8 protein-coding genes are annotated in these 12,044 nt (G+C 70.2%); 6 read left to right on the top strand and 2 right to left on the bottom strand.

The window, feature by feature from the left end; translation table 11 throughout:
- Positions 1-166: 166 nt before the first annotated feature.
- Positions 167-1,855 (top strand): RNAseH domain-containing protein, encoded by a 1,689-nt coding sequence (locus tag ABH937_RS33035; RefSeq protein ID WP_370220339.1) that lies wholly within the window; start codon positions 167-169, stop codon positions 1,853-1,855.
- Positions 1,856-1,949: 94 nt separating this feature from the next.
- Here the strand turns inward: ABH937_RS33035 and ABH937_RS33030 are convergent, their stop codons facing one another.
- Both ABH937_RS33030 and ABH937_RS33025 read right to left on the bottom strand, forming a co-directional pair.
- Positions 1,950-3,116 carry a damage-control phosphatase ARMT1 family protein gene (locus ABH937_RS33030; protein ID WP_370220337.1) on the bottom strand — a complete coding sequence of 389 codons (1,167 nt, stop codon included), beginning with the start codon at positions 3,114-3,116 and terminating at the stop codon, positions 1,950-1,952.
- A gap of 2 nt (positions 3,117-3,118) precedes the next feature.
- Positions 3,119-6,688 carry an NB-ARC domain-containing protein gene (locus ABH937_RS33025; RefSeq protein ID WP_370220335.1) on the bottom strand — a complete coding sequence of 1,190 codons (3,570 nt, stop codon included), beginning with the start codon at positions 6,686-6,688 and terminating at the stop codon, positions 3,119-3,121.
- A gap of 341 nt (positions 6,689-7,029) precedes the next feature.
- Here ABH937_RS33025 and ABH937_RS33020 point away from each other — a divergent pair, with 341 nt between their 5' ends.
- The 5 genes from ABH937_RS33020 (at position 7,030) to ABH937_RS33000 (ending at position 12,037) form a co-directional block, all read left to right on the top strand.
- On the top strand, positions 7,030-7,803 hold the full coding sequence (locus ABH937_RS33020) for an HAD family hydrolase (protein ID WP_370220333.1): 774 nt from the start codon (positions 7,030-7,032) through the stop codon (positions 7,801-7,803).
- A gap of 116 nt (positions 7,804-7,919) precedes the next feature.
- Positions 7,920-8,858, top strand: a complete 939-nt coding sequence (locus ABH937_RS33015; RefSeq protein ID WP_370220331.1) for a zinc-binding dehydrogenase — start codon at positions 7,920-7,922, stop codon at positions 8,856-8,858.
- Positions 8,859-8,880: 22 nt separating this feature from the next.
- Positions 8,881-10,038 (top strand): hypothetical protein, encoded by a 1,158-nt coding sequence (locus ABH937_RS33010; RefSeq protein ID WP_370220330.1) that lies wholly within the window; start codon positions 8,881-8,883, stop codon positions 10,036-10,038.
- Positions 10,032-10,961 (top strand): radical SAM protein, encoded by a 930-nt coding sequence (locus ABH937_RS33005; protein WP_370220329.1) that lies wholly within the window; start codon positions 10,032-10,034, stop codon positions 10,959-10,961. Before ABH937_RS33010 ends, ABH937_RS33005 begins: the two co-directional genes overlap by 7 nt.
- Positions 10,958-12,037 carry a hypothetical protein gene (locus tag ABH937_RS33000; protein ID WP_370220328.1) on the top strand — a complete coding sequence of 360 codons (1,080 nt, stop codon included), beginning with the start codon at positions 10,958-10,960 and terminating at the stop codon, positions 12,035-12,037. Before ABH937_RS33005 ends, ABH937_RS33000 begins: the two co-directional genes overlap by 4 nt.
- The last annotated feature ends 7 nt before the right edge of the window (positions 12,038-12,044 follow it).

Raw genomic sequence — 12,044 nt, 5'->3', positions numbered from 1 at the left:
CGCGTGCAACCGGCTGAAAGCCATACCCGGTGTCCCTGGGCCTCAGGACCATACGACTGGCCCCTCTGCCACACCAACAACGTAGGACCGGCTGACCCGCCAGCAAGCCCAGGAGAGCGGCGAGGAGCCGCCCGCCCCACAGCGACTGGGCACCGTCAGGCCCATCATGGCCAAGAACTTCTACTTCCCCGTCGGCTCCGGCGTGGGCATGGACTACTACCGCGGGCTGTACGACCACATCCAGAACGCCCTCGGCAACAACTGGCAGCCTCTCCACGGCTTCTTCGAGGGCGGCAACTTCAAGCAGGCCAAGAAGGACGAAGTCCTCATGGAGCCGCTGGACATCACCCGCTCCCTGGACGCCATGGGCCTCGAACACCTGCGCATCGTGTGCCTGTGGGCGACTGACGAGATTCGACAGCGGATGATCAACGCCCTCACCCGCGCCTACGGACTCGACCCCGCCGCCCTCAACCCCGCCGAAGGCAAGAGCGCCACGCTGCACGGCACCTGCGTCAGTGCCGTCTTCCACCACGTCCCCGAATTCCTCCAGCACGGACCCGCGGCCGGCCGGTCCGAACACACAGCCGATCTGCTCGCCTTGAAGGCAGCAGCCGCCGAGATCATCGGTGTATGGGCGGAAACCGAGTACGGCGACGGAAAGAAGAACTCCCCGCCACGGCCGAAGGACAGCGAAGACGCCAAGCACCAGACCCACCGGATCCTCGCCAAGAAGGACCTGGTGGTCCAGTACATCGACAGCGCCGTCCAGACCGGCATCGACAAGTCCACCGACATGGACCACCAGAGCCTGTCCTGCCTCATGGACCTCTACCGCAACCTCGGGTTCGTCGACCGCCGCGTCTCCAGCGTCCTGACCAAGCCCATCGGTGAGCACTCCGCCGACGGCGTCGCCCACTGCGGCGTCCACGTCCGCAGGCAGTCCCGCCGACCGGGCGAACGGGACGCCAGGATCGTCGTCTCAGCTAGCGTCCTCAAGCCCCCCACCGTCCCGAACGGCGCATGGACACTCCACGGATGGTCCTACACCGACCGTGTCTGGAAGCCCTACCACTTGGCCGAAGCCGCCTTCCACGCTGCCGACTACCCGGCCGGGAAGATGACGGAGTTCACGGACAACATCGCCGGCTACTCCAGCACCGCCAAGGTCATCGACCAGGCGCTGGAAGACCTCGCCGACTACCTCGGCGGCGTCCCGTACACGGTCACGGTGGACGGCTTTGCCTGCCGCCGCCTGTGGAAGGGCCTGCACAACAAGGCCCAGGGCCAGCCACCCGAGGCCAACACGACCTGGCTCCCGGGTTCCACCATCGCCCCCCGGTACCGGCCCATCGCCGTGATCCGGCTGAACACCACTGATGAGGAAGTCCCACGTCCGGTGCAGGTGACGATCACCGACGAGGAGGCTGCAGAGATCAAGACCAAGGAACGCACCACCCAGGTCTTCCGGATCGACCCCGACCTCGGAGAGAACAGCACCTGGCTACTCGTCAACACCACCCACCAGTTCGATGGGAACGGCGCCGGCAGGCAGGGCTCGAAGAAGACCCGCTGGTCCGCTCTACCGTGGAACAAGGGCAAGAACGAGATCAAGGCCAACTACTACGCCATGACCGCCACCGAGATCTTCCCGATCGCCGTGAACACGGACCACCGGCGGGAGCTGACCATGGTGACCGCCAGGCTCTGCCACCAGGCGCTCGCGTGGAAGCACCGCACTCGCTACCCGATCGCCCTCCACGCGGCGCTCCAGATGGACCAGGACCACCCGCAATACCGACGCACCACCACGCCGGAGGACGTCGACGGAGAAATGCCCGACGAGGACGCATAGCCCGCATCCCCCTTGGGCGGTCTCCGACGACATCCGGCTCGTCCTGCACGGCGGCCGGACCGTCGTCAACGGCTGCAACGGCCCCGTACCGCTACTACGCCTGCGCGTGGACCTGAATGAGGCCGTACTTGCCGCTGGTGCGCCATGGCTCGCCCGTGGCGTCCAGCCCGGCGACCACCGGTGCGTTTAGGCCGACGATGACGTCCGACTTCAACGTACGCAGGGCCGTTACCGGGGAGGGAAAGTGGCCAGCCCTCTCGGCGAAGGGGGTTGTTGCGTCCCAGAGCTGGTCCCCGACGAGACGGCGGTAGTTGAGATCGCCCTTGACGATCGTCATCGTGGCGCCGGAGAGCTCGGCCCTGAGGTCGGCGGGCATGTCGTGGAACGGCAGTGGCGCGCAGAAGAACTGGTGCGTGCGGACCGTGAGCGTGCCGCTGTTCATCGCCTGCCAGAGCCGACGGCCGATCTGTTCCGCCTCCTGCTCGGGTGCGGCGCGAAGGCGCTCGATGGTGGCGAGGACGTCGGCGGTGGTCGCGTCCGACACGTAGTAGGGGGAGGGCTTGACGTACAGGACGACCTCGGCGGCCAAGGCGCTCGTGAGGAGGTGGTCGACCAGGACGAGGTCGGGCAGCAGCTCCCGCCCGGCGTTATCCGCGATGACGCAGACCTTCGGGTTGCTCGCAGCGGCCAGGGTGGACCACAGGAGCGGGCTGTCGTCCGCGATCAGAGCGGAGGGCTGGGTGTCCTCGGCCGAGGCGGTGATCTGGAAGCTGAGGTCCGCCCGGTTGCCCCAGAGCGCTGATGAGAGCAGCACCTCGCCTCGCTTCTCGGCAGAAAGGGAGGGTAGGTCGCCGAGGGCCGCCAGCTCGGAGTCGACGGCCGGGCCAGCCAGTTCGGCGTTCTTGAACGGCGCGAACGGGTCGATGCCCTGCCAAGTCCCGGGCCGGAAGTAGCCGGTGGCTTCGAGCAGCCTGCGGTAGAAGTAGCTCTCGGCCCACAGGAACGGCGCCTCGCCCCACGGCCGCCCGAACAGGCCCGCGCCCCACTCCAACCACTGCTCGTGGTCGTGGGCGCTCTCGCTCAGCGGCTCCAGCACGCCGCTGGTGCTTTCGGAGAGGAGATCCTCGATCGCTGCCCGCTCGGTCGGCCCGTACGGCAGAGCGTCGAGTACCTGCTGGATGAGCTTCGGGTGTCGCTCGTAGAAGACGCCCCAGGCGAAGGAACCGGGGGTACCACTCAGGATCACGGGTGCGGTGGGCATGTTCAGGCTTGTCCTTCTCCTCGTCGGCCGTCGCCAGGATCCGCTAGCGGTACGGCATCGGCTTGGTCAACGGTGTGGCCGCCATTGCTGAGTCGCAGCGACGCCGGGCCGGCTGCGCTTCCGACGAGCACACGACCCGTACCAGGATCCGCAGCGGCGCAGTTCAGCGTCGCGTCGACGCGGACCTCGGCGAGCTGGTGCTGTCGGCCGAGCGACCAGGCCCGCACGGTTCCGTCGGCCGCGGCCGACAGCAGTTGGTCAGGATCGTCGCCGAACGCCATCATGAGGACCCGGCCGACGTGTCCGGACAGGTGAGCGGTGAACTGGCCGGTCCGGACGTCGCGGACGTGGATCTCGCCGGTGCCCGAGCCCACCGCGAGGTGGGTGCCTGCGGCATCGACGGCGATTGACCGCGCCCATCCTCCGGGGTTCACGAAGCGGCTGAGGTGGCGGCCCGTGCGCGAGTCCCAGAGGTGCACGGAGCCGTCGCCGCCGCTCGCCGCGAGCAGGTGCCCCTCGGCGTCGAAGGCCAGTGACCTGACGCGGCCGGCATGGGCCTGTTGCTCCCACACCAGCGCTCCGGAGGGGAGGTCCCAGCACCGGATGTGCCCGTCGCCGGTGCTGGCGGCGAGCCGGGTGCCGGACCGGGCCACCGCGACGCTCCAGCTCCGGGTGACGTCGTCGTTGAGCTGAAGGGCCCAGCTCTCGTCGTCGAGGGACCAGACGTGGACTGAGCCGTCCCCACAGGCCGCCGCGACGTACCTGCCACCGGTGGCCACCGACCACACCCGGCCCGCGCTGCCCAGCAGTTCGCGGTGCGGGGCGGCGGTGGGCAGGTCCAGGAGTTCGACGTGGCCGTCACCGTGGCCGACGGCGCCGAGGCCGCCGTCGGATGTGATGTGGGTGGACCAGACCGTGTTCGAGCCTTCGGCTACGGCGTGGAGCCCATCGGGTTCCGACTTCGTCCACAACCGCAGGGCGCCGTCCTCGCAGCCGGCGACGACCGTGCCGTCGGCCGCGCAGGCCAGTGCCCGGACCCAGTCGACGCCCGGCGGCATCCGCACCTCGCCGACCGGACCGCCGGCGTCGAACGCCCGGATGACGGCGTCCTCGGTGGCGGCGAGGAGGAGGTCCGACTGGCCGTCGAGGACCACCGAGCGGACGCGTGCGGGAAGGCCGTCCACCCGCCGGACCTGGTTGAGCCTGCCGCCGCTGGTGTCCCAGAGGACCACGGAGCGGTCGCCCGAGCCCGAGGCGAGGAGACCTCCGGTGCGGGAGAAGGCCACCGACCGGACCCAGTCCCGGTGACCCGCCTTCTCGTCGAGGAGCGCGCCGGTCGCCAGGTCGTAGAGGCGGACGAACTCGTCCTCACCCGCTGCGGCCACGACCCGCGCAGCGGCGTCGACGGAGACCGTCCACAGCGGCGTTCCGCAGGTCGCCATCGAGTGACTGAGGGTCAGTTCCTCGACGTTCCAGACCCGCACGTTCCCGTCCTCAGCCGCCGAGAGCAGGTACCGGCCGTCCGGGGTGAAGCTGAGGCAGCGGACCCGGCGATCGTGACCGGCGAGGATCCCGAGCGCTCTTCCCGTACGGGGGCTCCAGAGACGGATCAGGCCGTCCTCGCCCGCAGAGGCCAGCAGTGCGCCGTCATGCGTCAGGGCAGTGGCGAACACCCAGCCGGTGTGGGCATGGAAGGCGTGGATCAGGGTGCGCGAGGCGAGGTCCCAGACCCGGACGGCGCCGTCCTCACCGCCGGAGGCGATGACGCCCGCAGCGGTCGCGACCGAGACGACAGCGCCCACGTGACCGTGCCCCACTGCGGCGGCCCGGGCCCACGAGGTCTGGAAACCGACCGCGTCGGCGATCTCCGTGGTGCTGCCGGACGGCAGGTCACCCGCCCGCACGAGGGCGAGGGTCAGCGTCGATGCCATGTCCTGCGGTGTTCGGAGCCCGTGCAGCAGATATCCGGCTCCGGTCAGCGTTTCCGCCCGGTGCCAGTCCCGGTGCCGGGGATGGGAGTCGGCCCGGAAGGGTTCGACGCTCCCGAGGACTATGGCGTCGGCCGCCAGGGACTGGCTGCCGATCGTGGCCGCCTTGCGCGCCACGTATGAGGTGGACGACAGCAGGTCCACCAGCTCGTCATCGAGTCCGGCCTCGTGCAGGTGGTACGGCAGTTGCTGCCACATGTAGGGGTGGGACGCCGGCAGCTGCGACCAGTCCGCCGCACCGGCGCCGCGGTAGGAATCGATCAACGAGGCGTGCAGGGCTTCCCACTGATCGCCCACCATGTGCTTCAGGTAGGAGCGGAACACGTCGTGCAGGACCACCGCGTCCCGGTCGGCCAGATACGCGCTGATCAGCGAGCGGTCGGCCAGGATCCGGCAGAACTGGCGGACGGCGCTGGCCGACCAGCCGTGGGACGTACCCCACCAGTGGGTGAGCACGCTCAAGGGCACTGGCAGCGTGGCGGGGAAGACCGCCAGCGAGAGGTAGCGCTCGCGCAGCGACGAGCCGCCGGTGATCCGCACGCCCTCGTCGAGACTGCGCAGACTGGCGGTGATGGCGTGGCCGATCGCGTTCGAACGCTGGTCCGCGTCCCACACGTCGAACGCCTGGGGTCCGTGGGCATGCAGTGCCTGCCCGGCCTCGGAGACGGCCCGTTCGGCCGAGGCCCCCGCCTCCAGGTCGGAGGAGACGTTGGAGCCGACCACGGTGGCCAGCAGCGGCCACCCGCCGCACAGGGCCGCCAGCCGGTCGGCGGCCGGCCGCGTTAGGCGGGAGACGGATCGGGTCAGCAGCTCGCTGATCTCCGGAGCCGACATCGGGCCGAGTCGCAGCACCTGCGCCGTCGACGGGCAGGTGCGGATGTTCCTCGTGGTCACGAGGCGGGTGCAGGATGGCGCGCCGAAGAGGAACGGGGCCAGGTCCGCCGCCGACCAGACGTTGTCGATGACGAGCAGCACCCGCCTGTCCTGCAGCACGCGGGCCAGATGGAAGCCGGCCTGCTCGGGGTCGGTGAGTGCGGGGCGGGTTCCGTCGACGTGCACGCAGAGATCGGAGATCAGCTCCACGACGCGGGCGGCGGTGCAGCCTTCTCCCGTCTCCACCCAGAGGATCTCGGGGAACATCGCCCGGACGCCGGGGTCCTCGCACACCTGCGTGACCAGTGTCGTCTTGCCGAAGCCGCCGGGTCCGCACACGGCGAGGACAGGGCTCCTGGCGGATGCGTTCGCCTCGGCCAGCAGGGAGATGACGCTGTCGAAGTCTTCGGATCTGTGTACCAAGCCGGGCTCCGGAGGTGGCGCTAGGACGTAACTTCCCGCAGTGGTCGCTCGATGACGGACGTGCCCGTCGAGGAGCTGTCGGAAGCGGTCCACAGCGTCGGGGTCCGCCCGGTCGAGGACTGTGTCGAGCAGTGCCTGCGAGTCGGTCACGGGGAACAGGTGCTCCCCGCCGGCCTCCCACTTGGACACCGTCCGATCGCTGACACCGAGGTGGGCTGCGAAGCCGCGGACGGTCATCCGTAATGCCTCGCGGAGAGCCTTGGCCTCACGACCTGACCAACGCTGCACCGTGCCCACTCGAACCCCCGCGATCGGTACTGACGACGCTAGCAGCCTATTCCGAGGCGTCCCGGGTCGTACGGGCAATGGTTCAGCACGGGTTCGGCACGAGTACCACAGCCGCGACGAGTGGTGATCCTCTCGCACTGCGGTACTGCGGGGCTCGGTTCGGTGCCGGTTCCACGGCGGTGCGACGCGCGGACCTACGCCGGAGCGGGCTCCGGCAGGCAGGCTTTCAACAGCTGCTCAACCCCCGGGCTTCGGTCGGCAAAGCCGTTGGAGAAGCCCCCACTTGGTAACTCGATCACCGGTCTCGGCCCATCGCCGTTGCCGGTGACGGAAGGGAACTGATGGACAGCACCCTGACCCTCCCGGAACAGAGCCCGATCGTCACTGCGACGCCTGCCGGATGGCGGCCCACCGCCGTGATCCTGGACCTCTTCGGAACTCTGGTTCCGGCCCCGGACGATCGCGAGCGCAGCCATGCCGCGCGGAGGATCGCCGCCGAACTGCACGTGCCGGACCACGTCGCCGACCAGGTGCTCGGCGGCAGTTGGCAGGCTCGGCACGACGGCACCCTGAGCACGCCCGCCGAGATCGCCGCGCATCTCGCAGAACGGTGCGGGGCACCGACTGAGTACGTCCCCCAGGTGGAGTCGGTACTCCGACAGCTGGCGCCCCGACGGTTGCGTGCCGAGCCGTCAGTGCTGGAGAGCCTCCACACGCTGCGGCGGTCCGGCATCCGGCTGGCGCTGCTGAGCGACGCGGCCCCCGACATCGCCGAGGCGTGGCACCACTCCGAACTCTCCGAACAGTTCGACGTGGCGCTGTTCAGCTGCCGCGAGGGCGCGGTGAAGCCGACCCGGCGCCTGTACGCGCGGGTCACCGAGCGCCTCGGGCACGCTGCGGATTCGGTGCTGTACTGCGGCGACGGTGGTGGCAACGAACTGCTCGGGGCCCTGCGCTGCGGAATGCGGGCGGTGCGGGTGGAACGGCGGGGCGGCACGGACACGCTGGCCTTCGGCGACCAGGCACAGCCCTGGCCGGGCGTCACGCTCAAGTCCGTCGAGGCCTTGCCGACCTGGTTGGGCGTCACGAGCTCGAACTGGCAGGAAGTCCGGTGACCGGCGTTGGCACGCTCGTCTGGGAAGCCCAGCGCGGGGAGCCGGACGGTCCGCTACGCCTCGCGCCTGTGCGTCGCGCCGCACTGCCGGCAGACGCCGGGACGACGGACATCCGGGTGCGCTTTTCGGCTCTGTGCGGGAGCGACACCAGCAAGCTCTGCTCGGACTCCTGGGGCGGACCGATACCCGAAGGGTGGGTGCCCGGCCACGAGGTCGTCGGCATCGACGACACCACCGGGAACTGGGTCGCGGTCAACCCGCTGGTCGGATGCGACGCATGTGCCGAGTGCGTCCTGGGCCGCATCCACCTGTGCCCCAACCTGCGACGCATCGGCTGGGACCTGCCCGGCGGCCTGGCCGAGTCCGTTCGCGTTCCCGTGCGGAACGCCGTGCTACTGCCTGCTGGTGCGCCTGATCCGGTTGTGTTCGTCCTCGCCGACCCGGTGGCGGTCGCCCTGCACGGCGTGCGGTGCGGCCTGCAAGCACCACCCTCCAGTGGCACGAGCCGCCTCGGGGTCATCGGCGCCGGCACCCTGGGCATCTGCACCGCCGTGGTCGCGGCCCGAGCCGGATGGGACGTCCTCCTCACCACTCGTAGGCCGGACCATGAAGCGCGGCTCCGGACCCTGCTGGCAGGCACCCCCGTCACCGTCTGCCCGGCTCCAGGTCTCCCTGCGGGCGCGTGCGACGCGGTGGTCGACGCAGCTTCTGGGCACTCGCCCGCGCCGCTGCTGCAGGCGCTCGAGGCGGTACGGGACGGCGGCACGGTCCTCGTCCAGAACGCCTACGCCCCGCAGGTGCAGCTGCCCACCCCGGTGCGCGAGGTGTTCCGACGCTCACTCACCGTCCGGGGCTCGTACTCCTACTGCCGCGCGAACGACTGCGACGACTTCCGGGACGCCCTCCAACTGCTTGACCAGGATGCGGACAGCCCATGGGCCAAGGCCCTCATCTCCACCCGCTACCCGCTCGCCTGGCTGCCCGACGCCCTGGACGCGCTCCGCCCCGACGCTGCGCGCCGACCGCTGAAAGTGCTGCTCACTTCCCGTAGCTGACTTCACCCCTAGGAGCTCCACGATGCACTCGCCCCCTGTCCCGATCCCCGACCTCGTCCACCTCGTCAACTCACCCGACGACATCTCCCCGGCTGAGGTCCACAACGGTCTGCTGCACCTGCTCGGGCTGCCCGCCGGCCCGCCCCGTGACGTGATGCTCGGCAGCGTGCTGACCGCCCTGCTCCTGCGCGGACCGCGCCCTGCCGAGGTGGAAGCCGCGATCCGGGCCGCCCGCACGCTGGACGGCAGCGCTTGGAAGCCCCTGGTGCCGCCGCCGGGGATGCGGCTGGTCGGCTACACCGGCAGCGGAAAGAAGACGTACAAGACGATCAACATCAGCTCGGCCGCCGCGCTGGTCGCCGCGGCGGGCGGCGCGCACATCGCAAAGCTGGGCTCGCGCAGCGCCTCCTCCAAGACCGGTTCCCGCGACTTCATGGACGTGGTGGGTGCGCGGTGCGAGCCTCATTCGCCGCAGGCCATGGTGGACATCGCTGGGGAGTGCGGCTTCGGGTTCTTCTCCATCGAGCACCGGGTGCCGGAGTTCGACCGGCGCTACGGCCGCCGTTTCCAGGCCGTGCACGCCCTGAGCCTGGGCTTCCCCGCCCTGCTGAGCCCGGTGGCCTGCCACGGCTTCGTCTACGGCCTGTCCCACCCGGCCGTCCAGGTGTCCGCGCGACTGCTGCACCGACTCGGCCTCGGTGACGTCACCGTGGTCAACTCCTCCCCCGTGCCCGGCAGTCAGGTCGACGAGCTGATTCCCGGCGGTATCGTCCGCGTCTGCCGCCTGACTGCTGGTCAGGAGGACCTGGAGGTCGCACACGCCGTCTGTGAGGCCAGCGGCGTCGTACGTCCGGTCGGTGACCTCGGCTCCCTGGCACAGCGCGCCGATCCGCGCGCCAACGTCGCTGCCATCGTGCATCTCCTCGCCGGCCGCGCCCCGGCGGTGGCCCGACACACCGTCGCCCTGAACGCGGCTGTGCTGATGGTGACCGCCGGTACCGTCCCCACCTTGCGGGCTGGGCTGGCCATCGCGCTCGCCATCGTGGACGACGGCGCCGCCCTGGACACCCTTCGCCGTTTCGTCCACCTCACGGGCGGTGCCCCACGCACGGTCGACGCCCTCTTACGACTGCCCTCGGACCACCGTCCGGACTCCGACAGGGAGACGACCGCATGCTGACCCACGAAGAACTCGCCATCGTGCACCTGGTCCTCAACACCGACTGCAACGCCTGGGACCTGCCGAAGACGGCCGGATCCCCGGGTGTGTGCCGCTTCTGCTACCGCGAACGCAACCGGGTGCACACCGACGAGGCCACCGTCCGCCGCGTCATCGACCGCGTCCGTGCCGAGTCCGAGGCGCGGAGGATCGTCTTCACCGGCGGAGACCCCGTCATGCCGTACGACAACCACCTGGAGCCCGCGCTCCAGCACGCCCAGGCCGCCGGCTTCGAGACCAACCTGCACACCAACGGCCTGCTGCTCGCCGACCGCTACGCGGGTCTGCGCGACCACGTCACCCTCTACTCCTTGGCCGTGGACGGCCCCGATGAGCAGAGCGCCGACTGGTTCCGCGGCGACGGCTACTTCACTACCTTCCGGGCCAACACCGCCCTGCTCGCGGCTGACCGGCGGCGCCTCGCCTTCAACACCTTCACCACCGCTGCCTCGCCGGCCGCCCTCCCGAGCCTTGCCGAGACCATCACCGGACTGGCCGCCCGCACGCCGGTGGAGTACTGGCTGATCTCCCAGTACCGCCCGATCGGCCGCGCGAACTCCCGCAAGGCCGACCTCTACGCCTACGACCGTGAGGCGTTCACCGAGGCCGTCGCCCACGTCCGCAGCCTGCTGTCCGGCACCGGCATCCAGGTGTACGACCAGCCGACCCGCGCTGCCGAGGATGCCTATCCCTTCCGGGTCTGGGTCCTGGCCGACGGCACCGTCACCGCCGATCTCGGCAGCGTCGCCGCGCCCCGCAACACCGTCCTCGGCAACCTCCTCGCCGACGGCTTCGAGCCCCTCGTCCGCCGGGCCTTCGCGTCGCGCTCCACCACCGACACCGCCACCACGACCTCCCCGGACAAGGAAGTGACCGCACTGTGAAGTTCGACTCCGCGTACTACGACGACGTCATCGCCCGCCACAACTACGAGCGCATCGCTCCCGAGACCACCGCTGCCGCCAGCGACAACGTCACCCCGGAGGCCGATGCCGAACCCGCCCTCGGCGCCATCGACTTCCCGCTCGCCGACCTGAGCCCGGACGACCTGCGCACCAAGTGGATGTGCCACACCGGAGCCCGGGACTTCGCGACAGCGGTCGCCGACGGGAAGCCCGCCACCGTGACCACCGGTGTCGGCCTCGGCGGCCCGCCGCACGCCGGCACCGTCTTCCAACTCCTGCGCGCCGTCACGCTCCAGCAGCACGGACTGCACGTCCAGATCGTGCTCGGCGACCTCGACTCCTACAACGCCCGCCGCATCCCGCTGGCCGAAGTCCGCCGACTGGCCGACCAGTACGAGGAGTTCGTCCGCCGACTCGGCTACGACGAGCAGCGCGGAGTCCTGCGTCGCCAGGAGGGCAACGCCGACGTCCTGGCCACGGCCTTCCTGCTCTCCCGCCACCTGGACGACGCCGACTTCACCTGGGCCGAGGAGGACCTCTCCGGCCTCTACCGCAACCACGGTGTCTTCGACCACCTCACCTACGGCATGAAGCAGGCCACCCTCCTCATGGCCGCCGACTTCGTCCACCTGCTCGCCCAGGACCGCCACGTCCTGGTCTCCCTCGGCGTCGACGAGCACAAGTACGTGGCACTCGCCCGGCGCGGAGCCGAACGCTGGGGTCTGCCCGCCGACCGCCTCTCCGGTATCTACACCAAGATGATCCCCGGCCTCGGCGGCTTGCCCAAGATGAGCAAGAGCATCCCCGGCTCCGGCATCACCGCCGCCATGCCGGCCGACGACATCCGCGCCCTGCTCGCAGCCGACACCGACTCCGGACCGGACGACGACACCTCCGCTCTGCTCCAGATGTTCGCCTGCCTGCCTGAGACCGGCGGCCACGCCTACGACCTGGCCACCGAAGCCCGCCGCACCGGCGGCCACCGCTGGCGCGAGCTCCGCGAGGAGCTCACCGAGCGCATGGTTGGCATCTTCTCCCTCTGGCCCCAGCTGTGACACGACC

Source organism: Kitasatospora sp. GAS1066B (assembly GCF_041262605.1).
Taxonomy (GTDB): domain Bacteria; phylum Actinomycetota; class Actinomycetes; order Streptomycetales; family Streptomycetaceae; genus Kitasatospora.
The sequence above is the reverse complement of the archived record's forward strand: the minus strand, read 5'-3'. Positions and strand labels throughout refer to the sequence as shown.